Genomic DNA, 19,588 nt, shown 5'->3' on the forward strand with positions numbered 1-19,588 from the left:
AGGCTAATGCGTTCTCCGTAAGGTGGTGCACGTGGGGAAAGCAGCAGCAGCCAGAAAGCTCGCCTCCGCCGCCGCTTTCGGTGGTGGCGGCCTGTCCGTGCTGGGCGCAGGTCTCTACGGGGTGCTCTCGGCCGAGGCCAAGCTCGCCAGGCGCGCCATCGGCAACGCCGACGGCACGCCCCCGGACGCGACCGGATGGTACGGCCGCGGCCGCCCAGGGCCCGCCCTCAAGGTCGCCCTGCTCGGTGACTCCAGCGCCGCGGGCTACGGCGTGGACCGGGTCGAGGAGGTTCCCGGCGCGGTGCTGGCCTCCGGGCTGGCCGAGCGCGCCGACCGCAGGGTCTACCTGCGCGGATTCGCCAAGGTCGGCGCCCAGTCCTCGGACCTGAAGCGACAGGTCGATGCGACCCTGCCCATCGAACCGGACGTCGCGGTCATCCTCATCGGGGCCAACGACGTCACCCACAGCGTGCTGCCCTCGCAGTCCGTGCGTCACCTGGGCGAGGCCGTACGCCGCCTGCGCGAGGCCGACGTCCACGTGCTGGTCGGCACCTGTCCCGACCTGGGCACGATCCAGCCGATCCCGCCGCCCCTCAAGCAGGTCGCCCGATCGTGGTCGAGGCGGTTGGCCGCGGCCCAGACCATCACGGTGGTGGAGGCCGGCGGACGCACGGTCTCCCTCGGGTCCATCCTGGGCCCGGAGTTCGCCGCGGCCCCCTCGGTGCTCTTCGGGCCGGACCGGTTCCACCCGTCCGCCCAGGGCTACGCGTCCCTGGCCGGCGTGATGCTGCCGTCCCTGCTGGCCGTCCTGGACCTGGTCCCGGAGGAGGAGGTGCAGCCCGAGGCGCTGCGCGGCGAAGGTGTCCTTCCGGTGGCCGCGGCAGCCGTCGAGGCGGTCAAGACTCCCGGCACCGAGCTCGGCGGAGCCGAGGTGGGCGGAGCCCGACGCGGCGTCCGTGGACTCTGGGTCGAGCTACGCCACCGCCGCAGGCACCCCCAACCCGACGCTGCGGCGCCCGACGCGGCCGAAGAGGAACGCTCCGAAATCGACAAAGCCCCGGGCGAACCCGGGGCCGTCGATCCTGCTCGGTGATCAGTTGCGGATGATCGCCAGGATGCGCAGCAGGTTGGTGTAGATCCAGACCAGGCTGACGGTGATCCCGAAGGCGGCACGCCAGGACTCACGCTCCTCGAGACCGGCGGCGACGCCGCGCTCCACGAAGTCGAAGTCCAAGATCAGCATGAACACGCCCAGTGCCAGGCCCGCGATGGCGAAGACCAGGCCGAGTCCGCCGAAGCCGTAGAAGCCGATCGCGTTGCCGAACATGCCCAGGACCAGCTCCAGCAGGCCGAGGGCCACCATGCCGAACATGGCCGCGACCACGAAGGTGCGGAACCGGCTGCTGACCTGGATGTTGAAGAACTTGTAGGCCGCGAGCGTGCCGGCGAAGGCGGCGAACGTGCCGACGACAGCCTGCATCACGATGCCGTCACCGAACTGGGTCTCGAACGCCTTGCTGATCGCGCCCAGGGCGACACCCTCCAGCACCGCGAACACCATGACCAGCGCGGGGCTGACGGTGCGACGGAACGAGATGAACAGCGACAGGATGAAGGCGCCACCGGAGCCGACGAGCAGCGCGGTGCTCAGCTGGGCGAGGTTGTCCTGCTGGTTGAGCGGCTCACCCGTGGTGATGTCGCCGATGTAGATCCAGGTGGCGATGGCCGCTGCGATCACGACGACCAGCGAGATGGCGGTCTTCTGCACGACCGAGTCGATGGTCATCCGGCCGGTGCCGCGGGTGTCCACCGGTGCGCCCGGCGTGCCGGTGCCCCACGTGGACGGGTCGGTCATGCCCGGATAGGACGCCGTGGCGTTGGCAGGTGCCTTGCCGTTGAAGCCCTCCGCATTGCGAAAGACGGGGTTGTTGCTCTGCATGATTGGTCTCCTCCCTGGAGGCCGTGGTGGCCGTCTCCGTGACGACCCGCCGGTTGCAGCCCATTCTAGTCAGGGTCGCATCCGTATGAACGAACGAAGTCTGCGCTCTGTTCCAGGGCGGGCCAGGTTTCCCCGGTCGACCGGGGGAACCGGCGGTTGTCAGCCTTTGCAGAGGCTGACAACCGCGAAGACACCCGGTCAGCCGGGGATTCATGTGACTGGTGGTGTGCCCCCGCTGGGGTTCGAACCCAGACTGGATCGCTTTTAAGGCGACTTCCTCTACCGATTGGGATACGGGGGCCCGCCGTCACCGGGCGATTGTCGCAGCCCGCCCGAGCACGTCGTCGAGCATGTCGGTGGTGAGCTTGCCGGTGAAGGTGTTCTGCTGACTCGGGTGATAGCTGCCCAGCAAGGTCAGGCCGCCGACCTCGGCGGTCGCACCGTGCCCGAACCGCGGTTTGGGTCGCGGTACGTCGTAGTCGGCCCGCCCGAGCGCCCTCAGGCTCGCATCCCAGCCGAACGAACCGAGGGCGACGATGACGCGCAGGTGGTCCTGGATCAGCTCGAGCTCGGCGTCCAGCCAGGGCGCGCAGGCGTCCCGCTCGGCGACGGTCGGCTTGTTGAGGGGCGGCGCACAGCGCACCGCCGCCACCATTCTGGTCTCGATCAGTCGCTGGCCGTCGCCCGCGTGCACACTGGTCGCCTGAGTGGCCAGGCCGACCCGGTGCAGCGAGGCGAACAGCCAGTCCCCGGAACGGTCGCCGGTGAAGACCCGCCCGGTCCGGTTGCCCCCGTGGGCCGCTGGTGCCAGCCCCACGATCAGGACCTTGGGTTTCGCCGAACCCCACCCGGCGATCGGTCTGCCCCAGTACGGCTCCCCGGCGTACGACGCCCGCTTGACCCTGGCCACATCCTCTCTCCACTCCACCAGCCGTGGGCACCGTCGGCACACCGAGATCGCGGCACCCAGCCGGTCCAGCTCCGAGTCACCGGCGCTGGCCGGATCGTCCGGCCAACCGGTGTCCGGCGGGACGGGGGATGCGAACAGCTGCCCGGTCAGCGGGTGCGGGAGCCACTGCGTCATGACACGGACCTAATCCTCGACCAGGGACCAGGCGATCCCCTCAAGGATGTCGGACTCCGAGGCGGTCATCGAGGTCAGGTTGGTGCGGACGAGGACCCGCGACACGATCAGCGCCCCGGCTCCGATGACGTCGGCGCGCCCAGGATGCAGGTAGGGCAACGACAACCGTTCGGCCACGGGCATCGCCACCAGGTCCCGCACGAAATCCTGGACGGCGGCCACCGAAACCGTCGCCTGGTCGATCCGGTCCCGGTCGTACGCCGGGAGGTCGAGGACGCCGGCGACCACGGTGCAGGCGGTCCCCGCGATGCCCACCACTGCGGCTGCCGCCGCTGGGTCCACCGGACATGCGTCGAGCGCCGCGTCGATGTCGGACACCGCCGCTGCGATCTCGGCGGCCGTCGGGGGGTCGGAATGCAGGTGCCGCTCGTGCAGCCGCACCGACCCGATGTCCATCGAGTGGGCCGCCTGCGGCGCCGTCGTGCCCAGGATCAGTTCGGTCGACCCGCCCCCCACGTCGACGATCAGCACCGGCCGCGGCACCGACGGGGAGAGCCCGCGCAGCGCGCCGGAGAAGGCCAGCGCAGCCTCCTCGTCGCCGGAGATCACCTCGGGCTCCACCCCGAGCCGTTCGCGCACCCCAGCGACGAACACCGCGGCATTGCTGGCGTCGCGCGAGGCCGAGGTCGCGCAGAAACGGATCCGGTCCACCTGATGGGTGGCGATCAGTGCGGCGAACTCGTCGATCGCGGCGAAGGTCCGCTCCAGCGCCTCGTCGGCGAGTCGCCCGGTGCGGTCGACCCCCTGCCCCAGCCGGACCATGCGGGCCTCGTGCACCGAGACCGCGGGCAGCGCGCCGATCAGCAGCTTGATGGTGTTGGTGCCGCAGTCGATCGCCGCGACCGTCAGGGGCTGACGCATGGTCCCGAGGCCCACCAGTCACCGAGCAGATCGAGCACCTCGTCACCCAGTGGATTCACGCCACGCCCCTGGGCCAGCGACTGTCCGGCCAGCACGTGCAGACACTTCACCCGATCGGGCATCCCGCCGGCGGAGATGCCGTCGATCTCCGGGACGCTGCCGATCGCGTCGCGAGCCGCCAGGTAGGCCTCGTGGGCCGCGGCGTACGCCTCGGCGAGCGCGGGATCCTCGGCGAGCCGGTCCTGCATCTGCTTCATCAGGCCGGACGCCTCGAGGGTGCCGATCCGGGAGGCGGCGCGAGGGCAGGTGAGGTAGAAGGTCGTCGGGAACGGGGTGCCGTCCTCGAGTCGTGGCTCGGTGGTGACCACATCGGGGTTGCCGCACGGGCACCGATGCCCGATCTCGTGGATGGAACGTGCGGTTCGCCCGAGCTGGGCCGACACGGCCGCCTGGTCCGAGGCAGCGATCACGGCGCTGCAGGACCGGCCGGGGCGGTCGACGGATTGCCAGCGGCTTCGACCGACGCCCAGGCTGTCGACCACCACGCGGTGGGAGCCTTCTTCACCACGTCTGCCGGTTCGTGGAGGGCCCCCTCGCCGTCCAGCGGCTTGCCGCCGTCGATGACCTCGTAGCTGGTCTCGCCCGGGTAGGCGAAACCGAACCGCTCACGCGCCTGGAGCTCAAGGAAGGCGGGGTCGTTCCAGCGCGACTTCTCGCCCTCGAGTTCGTCGATGTTGGCCGAACGCTGGGCGATCTCCGCCTTCAGGTCCGAGATCTGGTCGCGTTGCTGGAGGTAGGCACGCATGCTCGAGGCGTAGGACACCGTGAGGACGGCGATCAGGAGGATCAGGATCGCGGCGCGACCCGTCAAACGCGGCCGGGGCGGGCGCGCGGCCGTCGGTCGCCCCGCCACGCCCGCAGCGCCCGGAGCGCCGGCGGGACGTGGTCGAACCGCGCCGCGCTGACCCGGCCGGGCGGCCGGGCGGCGAGAGGGGTTCGAACGACGTGGGTCGGCCATGGTGCCCCGGTCAGCCCTGGTAGCGCGGGAAAGCCCCGGCGCCTGCGTAGCGAGCCGCGTCCTCGAGAAGCTCCTCGATGCGCAGCAGCTGGTTGTACTTCGCGACGCGCTCGCTGCGAGCCGGGGCGCCTGTCTTGATCTGGCCGCAGTTGGTGGCCACGGCCAGGTCAGCGATCGTGACGTCCTCGGTCTCGCCCGAGCGGTGGCTCATCATGCAGCGGTAGCCGTTGCGCTGCGCAAGCTCGACGGAGTCGAGGGTCTCGGTGAGCGAGCCGATCTGGTTGACCTTGACCAGGAGCGCGTTGGCCTGGCCACCGGAGATGCCGCGCTGCAGGCGCTCGACGTTGGTGACGAACAGGTCGTCGCCGACGATCTGGATCTGGGAGCCGAGCTGGTCGGTCATCGCCTTCCATCCCTCCCAGTCCTCCTCGTCCAGCGGGTCCTCGATCGAGACGATCGGGTAGGCAGCCACCAGGTCGGCGTAGTAGGCGACCATCTCCTCGGAGGACTTCTGCTGACCCTCGAACGCGTAGCTTCCGGAGTCGTGGAACTCGCTCGCCGCGACATCCATCGCCAGCGCGATGTCGGTGCCGAGGTTGAGCCCGGCGCTGGAGACGGCCTCGGCGATCAGGTCGAGCGCGGCACGGTTGCTGGCCAGGTTGGGCGCGAACCCGCCCTCGTCGCCGAGGCCGGTGGCCAGGCCCTTCTTCTTCAGCACGGACTTGAGCGCGTGGTAGACCTCAGCACCCTGACGCAGGGCCTCGCGGAACGTCGGCGCACCGATCGGCGCGATCATGAACTCTTGGACATCGACGTTGGAGTCGGCGTGCGACCCGCCGTTGAGGATGTTCATCATCGGGACCGGCAACACGTGGGCGTTGGGACCACCGACGTAGCGGAACAGGGGCAGGCCTGCCGACTCGGCGGCGGCGTGCGCGACAGCGAGGGACACCCCGAGGATGGCGTTGGCGCCGAACTGGGCCTTGTTGGGCGTGGTGTCGGCGGCGATCATCGTCTGGTCGATGAGGCGCTGGTCCGAGGCCTCGAGGCCCTCGACGGCCGGGGCGATGGTCTGCACGACGGCATCCACGGCGTGCTGCACGCCCTTGCCGAGATAGCGCTCACCGCCGTCACGAAGCTCGACGGCCTCGAAGGCGCCTGTAGAGGCCCCGCTGGGGACCGCGGCGCGGCCGAAGGCACCGTCCTCGAGGAGGACCTCGACCTCGACTGTGGGGTTTCCTCGCGAGTCCAGGATCTCGCGTGCGTTGACGGCTTCGATGGCGGCCACGGTGATGCTCCTGAGTCAGACGAAAAGGGGGCGCTCTCACCCTAGCGGCGCCGACAGCCCAATGGCGGCAGCACCCGCGCGGATCGGGGGCTCAGAGCAGGCGTCGTACGGCGTCGCGCAGCGCCTGCTCCGGGTCGACGCCCTCCGCGCGGCACTCGGCCACGAGTGCGAGGAGGCGGTCACCGAGCGTGGTCTCGACAGGCTCGACCACCGGAACCGGCTCGAGGACCGGACCCGGCTCGACCACCGGAACCGGCTCGACCACCGGAACCGGCTCAAGGACCGGACTCGGTTCGACCACCGAATCGGCGCGTGCCAGCCGTTCGAGCACCTTGTCGGCGAGGAGCAGTGCGGGAAGCTCGGGCGGGATTCCGTCGAGCACCGAGTCGCGCTGCTTCTCGGCTGCCTTCATCGACTCCCAGAGGTCGTTGACCGATGCGGCGCCCGAGACGGTGCCGCGCATGGTCTCGTCGCCGAACACATGGGGGTTGCGCCGCACGAGCTTGGCGATCAGGTCGGCGGCGACGTCGTCGATGTCGAAGTCTCCACGCTGCTCGGCGATCGCGGCGTGGAAGTAGACCTGAAGCAGCAGGTCGCCGAGCTCCTCACGCAGGTGGGCCGCGTCCCCGGTCTCGATCGCCTCGAGCGTCTCGTAGGTCTCCTCGAGCAGATGTCGCGCCAACGACCGATGGGTCTGCGCGGCCTTCCAGTCGCACTCGACGCGCAAACGGCCCATGACCTCGATCAGGTCGACGAGCGCCGCCCCCCGGTCCGGGTCAGCCACACCGCTGCGCGGCCGGCAGCCCGGCGATCCACTCGGCATCCGGCGGGGTCTTCGCCGCCTGGCGGGCGAAGTCGCTCACCGCGACGGATGTCTGGTCCGGCGTCTGGGTGAACGAGGTGTCGCCCAGGCTCAGCGAGGGGAACCGCGGGTTGATGGCAACGTCGTGGGTGGTCTCCCAGACCTGGGCCAGCTGCACGCCCTTGGCCAACTGGTCCTCGGCGGTCGGCTGCGACGCACCCTCCGCCACGAGGGCCTCCTTGCCGATGCTCGTGAGCACATCGTTGAAGTAGCGGTCCGCCACGAGCAGGTCGAGGACCCGGTCGAGCACCTCAGGGTCGACGTAGGAGAACTGCTGCTTGGCCGCGTCGACGTCGGCGTCGTACGTCGAGGAGGCGCTCACGTCGTACTCCTCGCCCATCTGATCGGCGATCGAGCGCATCACGAACCGCTGCACGACGGCTTCCAGGGCGGTCGAGCGCGGGAAGGCCGTGGTCTGCTGTTCCGGCGACGAGGTCACCACGGTGCACAGGTCGCGACCCAGGCTGTCGACGTCGTTGTTGCTGATCGTGCTGTCCCCCACCACGGCCGCCAGTCCCGGGTGCAGTCCGCCGCAGCCGCTGAGCGCGCCGAGCGAGATCAGGGCCAGTGCGGCCAGTCGGGTGCGGGTGCGCAACATCTTCACCGGGGTGTTCCTCCATCGCTCGGATCGATGATCGCATCGATCACGCTTCGTGCCCATTCAAGCAAAGGCATCCCGGTGATCGGATGCCCCCCGACCACTGCGGTCTGTGGACGAGGCACGAGGATCGTCCGGACCGCCTCCTTCACCAGGCTCTTGGGGTGGATCCGCTGCAACCGCACGACCCGTGATTCGGGGAGTACGACGGGCGCGAAGCGCACGTTGCGACCGGCGATCGTGACCTCCGAGACACCTGCACGGCGGGCCCGTCCGCGGAACCGGGCCACCTCGAGCAGGGTTGCCACCGGCTCGGGCAGCGGACCGTAGCGGTCCTGGAGCTCGGCGCGCAGCAGCTCGACGTCCTCGTCCTCGCGGACCTCGGCCAACCGCTTGTACATCTCCAGGCGCAACCGTTCGCTGGGGATGTAGTCATGGGGCAGGTGGGCGTCGATGGGCAGCTCGATGCGGACCTCCTGGAAGGGCTCGACCTCTCCCCCGTCGCCGCGGAACTCCTGCACGGCCTCCCCGACCAGACGGACGTAGAGATCGAAGCCGACATCGGCGATGTGCCCGGACTGCTCCCCGCCGAGCAGGTTGCCGGCCCCCCGGATCTCGAGGTCCTTCATGGCGATCGCCATGCCGCCACCGAGGTCGGAGTGCTGGGCCAAGGTCGCGAGTCGCTCGTGGGCGGTCTCGGTCAGGGGCTTGTCCTCGGGGTAGAGGAAGTAGGCGTAGGCACGCTCCCGCGAGCGCCCCACCCGTCCCCGCAGCTGGTGCAGCTGCGAGAGCCCCAGGGTGTCGGATCGTTCGATGATCATGGTGTTGGCGTTGGAGACGTCGAGCCCGGACTCCACGATCGTGGTGCACACGAGCACGTCGAAGCGCTTCTCCCAGAAGTCCAGCATCACCTGCTCGAGCTGGTGCTCGCCCATCTGGCCGTGGGCGGTCGCGACCCTCGCCTCGGGCACCAGCTCCTTGATCTTCGCGGCCGCCCGCTCGATCGAGTTGACCCTGTTGTGGATGTAGAACACCTGGCCCTCACGCAACAGCTCGCGACGCACGGCCGCGACGATCTGGCGGTCCTCGTAGGCACCGACGTAGGTCAGGACCGGGTGCCTCTCCTCCGGGGGCGTGGTGATCGTCGACATCTCCCGGATGCCGGTGATGGCCATCTCCAGGGTGCGTGGGATCGGCGTGGCACTCATCGACAGCACGTCGACCGAGGTCCGCAGGCGCTTCATCTGCTCCTTGTGCTCGACCCCGAAGCGCTGCTCCTCGTCGACGATGATGAGGCCGAGGTCCTTCATCCGGATGTCGGGGTTGAGCAGCCGGTGGGTGCCGATCACGATGTCCACCGACCCGTCGGCCAACCCGGCGATGACCTCCCGGGCTTCCTTGTCGGTCTGGAACCGGCTCAGGCCCTTGAGCACGACCGGGAAGCCGCTCATCCGCTCCGAGAACGTGGAGAAGTGCTGGGTGACCAGCAGGGTGGTGGGCACCAGCACGGCCACCTGCTTGCCGTCCTGGATCGCCTTGAAGGCGGCCCGGACCGCGATCTCGGTCTTGCCGTAGCCGACATCGCCACAGACGAGTCGGTCCATCGGCACGGTGCGGCGCATGTCGGCCTTGACCTCGTCGACGGTGGTCAGCTGGTCGGGGGTCTCGTGGAACGGGAAGGCGTCCTCGAGCTCACGCTGCCACGGCGTGTCCGGGCCGAACGCGAAGCCCTTCGTCGCCTGGCGTGCGGCGTAGAGCTTGATGAGCTCGGCAGCGATCTGGCGCACGGCCTTGCGGGCCCGGCTCTTGCGCTTGGCCCAGTCGGCACCACCCAGCCGGTCGAGGGACGGCTGCTCGCCCCCCACGTAGCGAGTGACCTGGTCGAGGGCGTCGGCAGGCACGAAGAGCCGGTCCGGCGGGGCCCCGCGCTTCGCGGCGCCGTACTCCAGGACGAGGTACTCGCGGGTCGCGCCGTGGATCTCGCGCTGCTTCATCTCCACGAACCGGCCGACACCGTGCTGCTCGTGGACGACGTAGTCGCCGGCCTTCAGCTCCAGGGGGTCGATCTGCTTCTTGCGCCGCGTCGGCATCTTGCGCATGTCGCGCGTCGAGGCCTTCTGCCCGGAGAGGTCGTCACCGGTGAGCACAGCCAGCTTGAGGCCCTCGTGCACAAGACCGTGCTCCAGGGCGCCGGTCGAGACGGTGACGACGTGGGTGTCCCCGGCCAACGCGGCCACCGAGATGTCCTCGAGCAGGCGCGCTGCCAGGTCGTGCTCGCCGAGGACCTCGACCATGCGCTGTGCGGGTCCGTGGCCCTGGTGCAGGACGATGACGCGCCAGCCGTCGGCGACCCATCCGGCGATGTCCGCGACGGCCTGCTCCATGTCGCCGCGGTAGGCCTCGGCCGGCTTGATGCCGGTGGCGCGGGACTCGACGCCGTCGACGGCCTGCCCGAGGTAGGCGTCGAGTCCGAGCTCGCGCAGCTCACGCGGGTCGCTCTCGCGCACCTCGAGCGTGGGCTCGGCGGCGAGTCCGAACGGGCTGAGCGCCCACCAGGCCTTGCCCTGGGCGAGGGTCTGCGCGCGCACGGTGCCCAGCTCCCGGTAGGAGGCCGCCCCCAGGTCGATGGGCGCCACGCCACCGCTGGCCGCGGCTGCCCAGGAGGCGCCGAGGAACTCCTCGCTGGTGGCCACCAGGTCGTGGGCGCGAGAGCGCGCCCGCTCGGGGTCCAGCACCAGCACGGTGGTGTCGGCCGGCATCAGGTCGACCAACATCTCCATGTCGTCCACCAGCACCGGCGCCAGGGACTCCATGCCCTCCACCGCGATCCCGGCCGCGATCTTGTCGGTCAGCTCCATCAGCTGCGGGTGCGCCGCGCCCAGCTCGGCCGCCCTGCGCCGGACCTCGACACTCAGCAGGAGCTCGCGGCAGGGTGGCGCCCAGAGCTGGGGCAGCGTCTCGATGGTGCGTTGGTCGGCGACCGCGAAGGACCGGATCTCCTCGACCTCGTCGCCCCAGAACTCCACGCGGATCGGGTGCTCCTCGGTCGGGGGGAACACGTCGACGATGCCACCACGCACGGCGAACTCGCCGCGCTTCTCGACCAGGTCGACCCGGGAGTACGCCGCGTCCGCGAGGCGGCGCACCACGTCGTCCAGGTCGACACTGTCCCCCTTGGCCAGACTCACGGGGGCGAGATCTCCCAGGCCCTTGACCTGCGGCTGCAACAGGGAACGGACCGGCGCCACCACCACCCGGATCGGGCCGTCCTGGGCGGTGTCACCGGGGTGGCAGATCCGGCGCAGCACAGCCAGCCGGCGTCCCACCGTGTCGCTGCGTGGGCTCAGCCGCTCGTGCGGAAGGGTCTCCCAGCTCGGATAGTGGGCCACGAGGTCGGGGTCGATCAGGCAGCCCAGCTCGGCGACCAGGTCCTCGGCCTCACGGGCAGTAGCGGTGACGGCCAGCACGGTCCGCCCGGCCCTGACCAGGCCCGCGACCGCGAAGGGACGCAGCGCCGCCGGGCCGGTCAGGTCCAAGGCATCGATGCTCGCGGCGTCCGCGAGTGCACTCGTGAGGGTCGGGTCCGCGAGGACGGCGTCAGCCAGTCCGGTCAGGTGCACAAGCTCCCCTTCGACAACGCAGGCAGCCCCCGACCAGGCAGGGCGGGGGGTGAGGTGCCAGTCTACGGCGGCCCTCCGACAGGCCGGTCAGGCGTCGGCCGCATCGCGCTCGGCAACCGAGCGGAGCACACAGAACTCGTTGCCCTCCGGGTCGGCCAGCACCACCCAACCGACGCCGGGTCCGTAGTGGTCGCGCAGGTCGTCGAGCTGGGTGGCCCCCAGCGCGATGAGCCGGGCGACCTCCTCGTCGCGGGTGCCGGTGGCCGGCCGCAGGTCGAAGTGGAGCCGGTTCTTCACTGTCTTGGCGTCGGGCACCTCGATGAACAGCACCTGGTGGGCACCATCACGGCTCTGGATCATGCACTCGGGGTGGCTCGGCTCATTGGGGTCGTCAGGCAGGTCCACGTAGTCGAGGACCTGTTTCCACCACTCGGACAGGGTGAAGGCGTGGGCACAGTCGAGGCTCGTGTGGGCGATGAACGAGGTCATGGGGCCATCCTCGCGCCGGGTGGGCCGGGCTGGGAAGGGTCAGGCGACGAGCAGACCCAGCTCGGTCAGGCGGGCCCGCAGCCGGCCGATGCCGTCGACCAGCGTCCACTGCTCGGCAACCAGGCCGACGTCGCGGGCGGCAGCGACGTTGACCGCCAGGTCGTCGACGAACAGGACCTGGTGCGGGTCGACCCCGATGGTGCGCACCGCCGCCTCGAAGAAGGCCGGTGCAGGCTTGGCCGCACCCAGCTCACAGGAGTAGAAGGACTCGTCGAACAACTCGTCGTAGCCCAGGCTCTCGCGCATGTACGCCGCGCGCAGCGACTGCTGGTTGGTGCCGAGATGGATGCCGAGGCCGGCGCCCCGCAGCTCCTCGATGAGCTCGAGCATCATCGGGTCGACGCCGATCTCCAGCCACAGCTCGGCGTACAGGTCCGCCGGCGACACGGTCAGTCCGTAGTCGGCCATGATCGCGCCCAGGACCGCGACGAAGTCCTCGCGGCCGTGCAGGCCGTCCTCCTCCGACTGCATGGCCTCGGTCAGGAACGCCTCCGCCCGGTCACCGAGCAGCGGCACGAGCGGGTCGAGCCAGCCGCCGGGCCGCGACTGCAGGACTCCGTCGGCGTCGAGGAGGACGTGAGCGATCACTCAGTGCCGTGTCGCTTGACGAACTCCACGATCTGCTCGGCGAGCTCGGGGCGGCACACGATCAGGTCGGGCAGGTAGACGTTCTCCTGGTTGTACTCAAGAGGCGTCCCGTCGACCCGCGAGGTGAACAGGCCGGCCGCGCGGGCGACAGCAACCGGGGCGGCGGAGTCCCACTCGTACTGACCGCCGGCGTGCACGTAGGCATCGGTGAGGTCTCGCGTGACCGAGATGACCTTGACGCCCGCCGAGCCCATCGGCACCAGCTCGGCGTCGATCTCCTCGGCCAGCGCCTGGACGAAGGCCGGCGGGCGGGAGCGTGACACCGCGATCCGTGGGCGGGTCGACGTGCGCGGTGGTACGACGGGCGGCTGACCGGTGTTGAACGTCTCCCCCAGGGCAGGTTGGGCGACCGCACCGGCGACCAGGTCCCCCTCGGACCACAGGGCCACGTGGACGGCCCAGTCGTCGCGTGGTGGCTCGGAGAACTCCCGGGTGCCGTCGAGCGGGTCGACGATCCACACGCGCGTGGCCGAGAGCCTGTCCACCTTGTCGCCGGAACTCTCGGCGGCCTCCTCCGAGAGCACCGCGTCCCCCGGACGGTGCTGCGCGATCAGTTCCATCAGCAGTTCGTGAGCGGCGCGATCGCCAGCGTCCTTGAGCTCGCGGCCCTCCAGGCCCTCGGCGCGCACCTGCAGCAGACGGTCACCGGCCACCGTGGCCGCCCAGGCCGCGAAGACGTGGTCGTCGGTGGCTGCCTCGGCCGGCGGAGTCCCTGGATTGAAATCGCTCATGGGGCCAAGCCTCTCACGAGCGAAGCCCGCCTCCCGGAGGGTCCATGTCATCCCGACACGAAGTGACTATCTACGCGTCTGGGGTCCCGCCGCACATGTCTGGGGTGCGACTGCCTCATCGTGCTACCGACACCTCATACCCGCCCAAACTAGCCTTAACACGGCAAAGTATGTCGTCCTCTCTCGGGGTTCCCTGGGCACCACGGAGCAGGGGGGATCTCACGCATGACCAGCACCGCACGCCTGGCCGCTGTGGGCGCGTCCGCGCTCTCGCGTATCTCGCCGCGGCGCGCGGGCTCCTCGAGAACGACCTCGACGTCAACGATCCGTTTCACCGATCCCGGGGGGGACCACATCATGCGTCAAGCTCGCCCGCACCGTCTCGTCACCGCGCTCTGCGCGCTCGCGCTGCTCTTCTCCGGTGCGGCATTGGCCTCGATGGCCCCCGCCAACGCCGACCCCACCCCGATCGTCTCGGCGGTCCCCGGCAAGACACCGTCAGTCCTGGACGGCGAGGTGTTGTCGCTGGTCAAGATCGGCGACACGGTGATCGCTGGCGGCACCTTCACCTCCGCCAGCTCCTGGAACAGCACGACCGTGCTGCCCCGGGCCGGGATCCTGGCCTTCGATGCCACAACCGGCGTCATCTCCGACACCTTCGTTCCGGCCCTGAACGGCGAGGTGGACGCACTCATCCCCGGCCCCCAGGCCGGCACCGTGATGGCCGGCGGCTCGTTCACCAAGCTGGGCACGGTCTCGGTCGGCAAGGTCGTCGTCCTCAACGCGACGACCGGTGCGCGGGTGAGTGCCTTCAAGGCTCCCGCCATCAACGGCCTGGTGCAGTCCCTGCGACTCTCCGGAGCACGGGTGTTCGTCGGCGGCCAGTTCACCAAGGTGGGCGGCGTCGCCCATGGCGGCCTGGCAAGCCTCTCGGCGAGCACGGGCGCGCTCGATCCCTACATGAACCTGCAGCTCAGCGGACGGCACAACGACAGTGGCTCGGGCGCCAAGGCCCCGGTCGGCGTCAAGTCCCTCGACATCACCCCGGACGGCTCGCGCCTGGTCGCGGTCGGCAACTTCAAGCGGGTCGACGGTGTGCTGCGAGACCAGGTCCTCCTGGCCGACCTCACCCCGACCGGCTCCGCGACGCTGGCCACGTGGACGACGTCGCGCTACTCGCCGTACTGCTCGAAGAACGCGTTCGACTCCTACGTCCGCGACGTGAGTTTCTCCCCCGACGGCAGCTACTTCGTGATCGCCGCCACCGGCGGCGGCTACGCCGGCACCCTGTGTGACGCGGCCGCCCGCTTCGAGACCGGTGCCGTCGCCGCTGACGTCCAGCCGAGCTGGGTGGCCTACAGCGGTGGTGACACCCTGACGGCGGTGGAGATCACCGACTCGGCGGTGTACGTCGGTGGGCACATGCGGTGGATGAACAACGTCAACGGCCGGGACTCCGCCGGCCAGGGCTCGGTCCCGCGGCCGGGCATCGTCGCGCTGAGCCCGAAGAACGGCATCCCGCTGGACTGGAACCCCGGTCGCCACCCTCGCGGCGTGGCGGTCTACACGATCCTGGCCACCGACAACGGGCTCTACATCGGGACCGACGAGGAGTACATCGGCAACTTCGAGTACAAGCGCCCGCGACTGGCCTTCTTCCCGCTCGCCGGGGGGCACCAGGTGGCCTCCGACGCGACGGCCAGCCTGCCCGCCGACGTGTTCATCGCCGCACCTCGCAGCGGTGGGACCCAGGACACCCTGACCCAACAGTCGTTCGACGGCAGCACCGCCGGCCCGGCCACGACGGTGAGCACCAGCGGGATCCCGTGGAGCAAGACCCGCGGCGCATTCTTCGCGGGCGGGAAGATCTGGTACGGCTACGACGACGGCTTCCTCTACAGCCGCACGTTCGTGAAGGGAGCCTTCGGGCCCGCCGTCAAGGTCGACCCGTACCACGATCCCTACTGGACCGGTCAGCCCACCGGCTCCGGCACCTCGACCTACACCGGCGTCGTCCCGGCGTTGTTCGGCAGCTTCAACGCCAACATCAACGGGCTCGCCTACACCGACGGTCGTCTGTACTACACCCAGACCAACAGCTCCTCGCTGTTCTACCGCTACTTCAACGCCGACTCCGGCATCGTGGGCAGCGAGGCCTTCACGGTCTCCAACGGGCTGAGCTGGAGCGACGCCCAGCTCACCTTCGCCAACGGCAACGATCTGTACTTCGCCTCCCGGGCGACTGGTCAGCTCAAGCGGATCAGCCTGGTGAACAGCCTGCCCACCGGTGCGGTCACAGTGGTCAACACCTCGCGGGACTGGAGTGGTCGAGCCAGCTTCCTCGCCCCGTTCAACGTCAACCTCGCCCCTGTCGCCGACTTCAGCTCCAGCTGCGTCGAGCTCACGTGCTCGTTCGACGCCAGCGCCTCGAGCGACCCCGACGGCAGCGTGGCGTCGTACTCCTGGGACTTCGGGGACGGCACGACCGCGACCGGGCCGACGGCGTCACGCACGTTCGCCGATGCCGGCGACAAGTCGGTGACCCTCACGGTCACCGACAACGAGGGCTCGACGGGCTCGGTGACCAAGACGGTGACGGCCGTCGCTCCCATCGCCTCCAACATCTCCTATGTCGACTCGGCCACGTCCGCGGCGACGGTTGCCGCGACCAGCGCCTCGGTGACGGTGCCGGCAGGGGTGATCGCCGGCGACACCCTCGTGCTCTACGGCAGTTGGGCGGATCCGGGCGACGCGACCCTGAACCAGCCGTGGGCCAAGGTGGGCACGAGGAGCGTCACCGGGCTGGCTTCCAGCGTCTGGGTGGGCACGGCCGGTCCGGCCACGGCCGGATCCAGTCTCCAGGTGACCCTTCCCGCGTCGGTGAAGTCGACGCTGACCCTCGTGGTCTACCGCAACGCCGGTGCCACGCTGGCGCCCACGGCCATCGCGTCCGCGACCGACAACTCGAGCCTGACGCACACGGCACCGACGGTGGACGCCTCGTCGGGGTCCTGGGTGCTCAGCTACTGGGCGGACAAGTCGTCCTGGACCACCGGCTGGTCGGTTCCAGGGGGCCAGGTCCAACGGGCCACCGCGCTGGGCACCGGTAGCGCCAGGATCACCTCGTCCGTCTCCGACGGAGCCGGACCGGTCGCGGCACCGGGCGTCGCCGGCGGCGTAACGGCGACCTCGGCTCCCCAGGCAAGCACTCGTGCGATCTCCTGGACCATCGCCCTCCCGCCGGCGCCCTAGTGGAGGAGCTCGTCCTACCTGAGGTGCACCGAACGCGGGTCGCGCAGGCACTCCTTGAACGCGCGCAAGCGCCGACCTCGCAGGGTGAAGGGTTTGCTGATGCCCGGCGGGCGGTGGTTGAAGTAGTTCATGGCCACGACGTCGTGGTTCGTGGCGTACTCGAACGCGTTGCGGATCCAGTTGGCTCCCCGTTCGGGTCGGCGCGGGTCGTCACGCACACCGAACTCTCCGATGATCACCGGGCGACCGCTCGCGTGCCGCTGGGCGCGGCCGACCAGGCCGGCGAACGGGATCCACTTCACGTCGCCCCCGGGCTCCCAGTAGTTGTAGGCGTCGAGTCCGAAGAGCTTCGGGGACGGCGCGACCCACTGCGCCGGGACACGCGGCGAGTTCGGGTCGAAGGTCCACTGCATGAGGATCTGGATCACGTTGACCTTCGGCGCCCTACTGGCGGCCCGTGCGAGCACGTGCTCGGTCATGGCCACGTGCCAGTACGGCGTGTTCTCCGAGCCCGCGACGTCGTTCTCGGGCTCATGGTTCACGGTGAGGCAGATCGGGGCGTTCAGCTCGCCGAGACCCTCCAGCAGCCTGTCGACCCAGGCGTTGTGTCGTCCCTCGGCCACATCCTGCCAACTGCCCGGCGGCTTGATCGACAGCACCGGCAGGCGCCCGCGGTTGACGTTGCCGCGAGCCCTGGCGACAAGGGCGTCGATCCGGCTGGGCTGGAAGAAGGCGCGCTGACTGCCGAGCCGGTGGCCGAGTCGCCGCTCCCAGGCGCGGATGCCGATGCCGTCACGCACACGCGCCCCGTAGAGCACGCGGCCCACACCCGGATCACCCGGGAACCTCCGTGCCGCGGCCACCGCGGGGGCGGTCCCGGTGGCCGTGCCGGCCACCAGGCCGGCCGCCGCGAGTCCGACGGGCAGTTCGAGCAATCGACGACGTGACACGTCCACGGGCAACCGGTCCTTCGCTGGGGGCTTGACTCCGCAATGGCAAGATCTGGCGCTCAACAATCACATCAGTTTGCATCAATGGGAGAATCAACGCATGTTCAACGGGGCAACGCCGAGCCGGCGAGGTGTGCTGACGCTCGGGGTGAGCGCACTCGCAGTGTCGGGTCTGGCGGCCTGTCGGACGAAACGAACTCCGGCGGAGGCGATCTCGTCCTCGGCAGCCCCGGTGGATCCCCGGTTCCCGGGCGACCCGGGCACCGAGCGCAGCTACCTGGGCGTCAGCCGGGCGGTTGCCCAGCCGGCTGACAGCGGGCGCTGGCTCAATGGCACCCGGATCTCGATGAGCCGGCGCTACTACCAGGCCGACCAGATCGCGCTGATGCTCGACGACATCACCGCCGACCACCGAGACGGGGTCGTGCCGTTCGTCTCGATCAAGCCAGACCTGTCGTGGGCCGAGGTGGCCGACGAGAACGACGACGGTTGGCTGGAGGCGGTGTTGTCCAGCCTCCAGGTGGTCACCGCACCGGTCTTCCTCGCGATCCACCACGAACCGGAGAACGACCACGACACGGACAACAAGCCCGCGGACTGGGTGGCCATGCAGCGCCGGGCCTTCAAGCTGGTGCGCCGCAAGTCGGATCTCGTGACGGTGGTCCCGGTGCTCATGTCGTGGACCTTCAACCCCGAGTCCGGCCGGGTGCCACGCGACTGGGTGGTGCCGCACTGCAGGCTGATGGGTTTTGACTTCTACAACCAGTGGGCTCCGGACCTTCTGGCTCCGTGGACCGAGCTGCTCGAGCTCGTGGGGCAGGTGCGGGAGGTGATCGGACCCAACGTGCCGATCATCGCGCCGGAGCTCGGTTGCCGCAACGACCCGGACGACCCGGAGCGGGCGAGCCGGTGGATGAGCGCGGCCTTCGACGATGCCCACTGGCTGGGCGTGGTCGGCCTGGCCTGGTTCAACTCCGAGTACGCCGAGGACATCGAGTTCCGCCTCGACGCGGCGGAACGCGCCACGCTCGCCGGGTTGCTCGACCGCCCCGAGGTCGCCCGGATCACCGACTGACGGTCCTGGCCGCACTCGCCCTCGGGATAGTCACATGCGGCCGGTCGGCGACCGGTCAGATGTCGAGCGACAGCTTGTGCTGCTCGAAGCCGGCCTGCACGGTGCCGGTGATCTCCTCGATTCGTGCGATGTCCTCGGCCGTCACGTGGTTGCGCCACGACTGCGCCACCTCCGCCGGGCTCCGGTCGAATCGGTGCAGCGTCTGAGGCTCCGTCGTCGGGGTCGTCGGGGTCGTCGGGGTCCCCGGGGCAGCCGGGGCAGCCGGGCCCTCCTTGGTCATCTCCGCAGCGGTCGCGCCGGTGGGCACCAGGCCGAGGGTGGTGAACATCGAGCGCACGGCCGGTGCGCCGGCTGCGGCGAGCTCGTGGTGGGCCAGCAGGACCGTGTCAGGCGCCGCTGCGAGGTCCTCGAGGACCACGGTGTTGAGCACGGCCCAGAAGATGCCCATCGCCTCCGCATCACTCAGCCCGTCGCTGCGCCGGTCCCACAATCGGCGTACGCCGTCGTCGCCGTCGGGGTGTGCCTCGATCAGGTCCGCGATCTCGTCGAGGTCGGGCGTCCACCCCATCCGGCGATAGCTGGCCAGGACGGCTCCGGGGTGCCGGTAGACCTGCACGGCTCGCGCCCCGGTCTCCCGAGTGATCAGCGGCACCGAGAGCATCGCGAAGGGATCCTTGATCACGACCCGGGTGCCGGGCAGCGGGGCAAGCGCCTGGCGCCGACCATAACGTCCGAAGACCCGCGGGTTCAGTCCGCGGTACGCCGTGCGCAGCGCCCGCCGCTGGCGTGGGGTGATCGACTCGAGTCGCACCCAACCGGTCAGAGTGCCACCCAAGGCGTACTGCCGCTCCCGGGGGTTCATGGGCTCGCGTCCGGTCAGGGCGGTCCCTCGCGCGGTAGCCAGCAGTCGAGCCACCCACGTGGTGCCCGACCTGGGCACGCCGGTCACGAGCAGGGGCTGCTTCGCTCCAGGTGCTGGCACCGGACCAGCCTGTCACATCCGCAATGCCCCCAACGAGCCGATCGCGTGCGACCGCACAAACGGACCCCACC

At 70.0% G+C, this 19,588-nt stretch carries 17 protein-coding genes and 1 tRNA gene; 3 read left to right on the forward strand and 15 right to left on the reverse strand.

Annotated elements, in window-relative coordinates; all coding sequences use genetic code 11:
* The first annotated feature begins 31 nt into the window (after nucleotides 1-31).
* Nucleotides 32-1,093 (forward strand): SGNH/GDSL hydrolase family protein, encoded by a 1,062-nt coding sequence (locus AB7I40_RS02420; RefSeq protein ID WP_428343447.1) that lies wholly within the window; start codon nucleotides 32-34, stop codon nucleotides 1,091-1,093.
* On the opposite strand, the gene AB7I40_RS02425 is transcribed toward AB7I40_RS02420, so the two are convergent.
* From AB7I40_RS02425 to AB7I40_RS02485, 13 genes are all read right to left on the reverse strand, one after another.
* Nucleotides 1,094-1,939, reverse strand: coding sequence for a Bax inhibitor-1/YccA family protein (locus AB7I40_RS02425; RefSeq protein WP_428343448.1), 846 nt, complete (start codon nucleotides 1,937-1,939; stop codon nucleotides 1,094-1,096). It abuts the gene before it with no gap.
* A 227-nt stretch (nucleotides 1,940-2,166) separates the two neighbouring features.
* Nucleotides 2,167-2,240, reverse strand: a tRNA-Leu gene (locus tag AB7I40_RS02430).
* Nucleotides 2,241-2,246: 6 nt separating this feature from the next.
* Entirely contained in the window at nucleotides 2,247-3,023 is a 777-nt protein-coding gene (locus tag AB7I40_RS02435; RefSeq protein WP_428343449.1) for a uracil-DNA glycosylase, read from the reverse strand.
* 9 nt (nucleotides 3,024-3,032) lie between these two features.
* Nucleotides 3,033-3,944 (reverse strand): exopolyphosphatase, encoded by a 912-nt coding sequence (locus AB7I40_RS02440; protein ID WP_428343450.1) that lies wholly within the window; start codon nucleotides 3,942-3,944, stop codon nucleotides 3,033-3,035.
* The gene (locus tag AB7I40_RS02445; RefSeq protein ID WP_428343451.1) at nucleotides 3,929-4,414 is read right to left on the reverse strand and encodes a DUF501 domain-containing protein; all 486 of its coding nucleotides are present in this window, start codon (nucleotides 4,412-4,414) and stop codon (nucleotides 3,929-3,931) included. The genes AB7I40_RS02440 and AB7I40_RS02445 overlap by 16 nt, the downstream gene beginning before the upstream one ends.
* Nucleotides 4,411-4,962 carry an FtsB family cell division protein gene (locus tag AB7I40_RS02450; RefSeq protein ID WP_428343452.1) on the reverse strand — a complete coding sequence of 184 codons (552 nt, stop codon included), beginning with the start codon at nucleotides 4,960-4,962 and terminating at the stop codon, nucleotides 4,411-4,413. Before AB7I40_RS02450 ends, AB7I40_RS02445 begins: the two co-directional genes overlap by 4 nt.
* A 10-nt stretch (nucleotides 4,963-4,972) precedes the next feature.
* Nucleotides 4,973-6,250: a phosphopyruvate hydratase gene (gene eno / locus AB7I40_RS02455; RefSeq protein ID WP_428343453.1), complete on the reverse strand. Its 1,278-nt coding sequence runs from the start codon at nucleotides 6,248-6,250 to the stop codon at nucleotides 4,973-4,975.
* A gap of 91 nt (nucleotides 6,251-6,341) precedes the next feature.
* The gene (locus AB7I40_RS02460) at nucleotides 6,342-7,034 is read right to left on the reverse strand and encodes a MazG family protein (RefSeq protein WP_428343454.1); all 693 of its coding nucleotides are present in this window, start codon (nucleotides 7,032-7,034) and stop codon (nucleotides 6,342-6,344) included.
* Nucleotides 7,027-7,716, reverse strand: a complete 690-nt coding sequence (locus AB7I40_RS02465; RefSeq protein WP_428343455.1) for a hypothetical protein — start codon at nucleotides 7,714-7,716, stop codon at nucleotides 7,027-7,029. Before AB7I40_RS02465 ends, AB7I40_RS02460 begins: the two co-directional genes overlap by 8 nt.
* Nucleotides 7,713-11,330: a transcription-repair coupling factor gene (gene mfd, locus AB7I40_RS02470; protein ID WP_428343456.1), complete on the reverse strand. Its 3,618-nt coding sequence runs from the start codon at nucleotides 11,328-11,330 to the stop codon at nucleotides 7,713-7,715. Before mfd ends, AB7I40_RS02465 begins: the two co-directional genes overlap by 4 nt.
* A gap of 87 nt (nucleotides 11,331-11,417) precedes the next feature.
* Nucleotides 11,418-11,819, reverse strand: coding sequence for a VOC family protein (locus AB7I40_RS02475; RefSeq protein ID WP_428343457.1), 402 nt, complete (start codon nucleotides 11,817-11,819; stop codon nucleotides 11,418-11,420).
* Between the two features lie 39 nt (nucleotides 11,820-11,858).
* A complete protein-coding gene (locus tag AB7I40_RS02480; RefSeq protein ID WP_428343458.1) occupies nucleotides 11,859-12,467 on the reverse strand; it encodes an HAD family hydrolase in 609 nt (202 codons plus the stop codon).
* Nucleotides 12,464-13,258, reverse strand: coding sequence for a 3'(2'),5'-bisphosphate nucleotidase CysQ (locus AB7I40_RS02485; RefSeq protein WP_428343459.1), 795 nt, complete (start codon nucleotides 13,256-13,258; stop codon nucleotides 12,464-12,466). The genes AB7I40_RS02480 and AB7I40_RS02485 overlap by 4 nt, the downstream gene beginning before the upstream one ends.
* Before the next feature lie 225 nt (nucleotides 13,259-13,483).
* On the opposite strand from AB7I40_RS02485, the gene AB7I40_RS02490 reads away from it, so the two are divergent.
* The gene (locus tag AB7I40_RS02490) at nucleotides 13,484-16,510 is read left to right on the forward strand and encodes a PKD domain-containing protein (RefSeq protein ID WP_428343460.1); all 3,027 of its coding nucleotides are present in this window, start codon (nucleotides 13,484-13,486) and stop codon (nucleotides 16,508-16,510) included.
* Between the two features lie 14 nt (nucleotides 16,511-16,524).
* On the opposite strand, the gene AB7I40_RS02495 is transcribed toward AB7I40_RS02490, so the two are convergent.
* Complete coding sequence (locus AB7I40_RS02495) at nucleotides 16,525-17,466, reverse strand: hypothetical protein (protein ID WP_428343461.1); 942 nt, start codon at nucleotides 17,464-17,466, stop codon at nucleotides 16,525-16,527.
* 94 nt (nucleotides 17,467-17,560) lie between these two features.
* Here AB7I40_RS02495 and AB7I40_RS02500 point away from each other — a divergent pair, with 94 nt between their 5' ends.
* Entirely contained in the window at nucleotides 17,561-18,535 is a 975-nt protein-coding gene (locus AB7I40_RS02500; protein ID WP_428343462.1) for a hypothetical protein, read from the forward strand.
* Between the two features lie 55 nt (nucleotides 18,536-18,590).
* Here the strand turns inward: AB7I40_RS02500 and AB7I40_RS02505 are convergent, their stop codons facing one another.
* Nucleotides 18,591-19,517, reverse strand: a complete 927-nt coding sequence (locus AB7I40_RS02505) for a sulfotransferase (protein WP_428343463.1) — start codon at nucleotides 19,515-19,517, stop codon at nucleotides 18,591-18,593.
* Between the last annotated feature and the right edge of the window lie 71 nt (nucleotides 19,518-19,588).

This window comes from Nocardioides sp., assembly GCF_050246775.1.
GTDB lineage: Bacteria > Actinomycetota > Actinomycetes > Propionibacteriales > Nocardioidaceae > Nocardioides.

Bases quoted from the DNA above. Each gene is read 5' to 3' on its own strand.
- AB7I40_RS02490 (WP_428343460.1), top strand. From the start codon at position 13,484: ATGACCAGCACCGCACGCCTGGCCGCTGTGGGCGCGTCCGCGCTCTCG.
- AB7I40_RS02500 (WP_428343462.1), top strand. From the start codon at position 17,561: ATGTTCAACGGGGCAACGCCGAGCCGGCGAGGTGTGCTGACGCTCGGG.
- AB7I40_RS02450 (WP_428343452.1), bottom strand. From the start codon at position 4,962: ATGGCCGACCCACGTCGTTCGAACCCCTCTCGCCGCCCGGCCGCCCGG.
- AB7I40_RS02485 (WP_428343459.1), bottom strand. From the start codon at position 13,258: ATGAGCGATTTCAATCCAGGGACTCCGCCGGCCGAGGCAGCCACCGAC.
- AB7I40_RS02440 (WP_428343450.1), bottom strand. From the start codon at position 3,944: ATGCGTCAGCCCCTGACGGTCGCGGCGATCGACTGCGGCACCAACACC.
- AB7I40_RS02425 (WP_428343448.1), bottom strand. From the start codon at position 1,939: ATGCAGAGCAACAACCCCGTCTTTCGCAATGCGGAGGGCTTCAACGGC.
- AB7I40_RS02475 (WP_428343457.1), bottom strand. From the start codon at position 11,819: ATGACCTCGTTCATCGCCCACACGAGCCTCGACTGTGCCCACGCCTTC.
- AB7I40_RS02435 (WP_428343449.1), bottom strand. From the start codon at position 3,023: ATGACGCAGTGGCTCCCGCACCCGCTGACCGGGCAGCTGTTCGCATCC.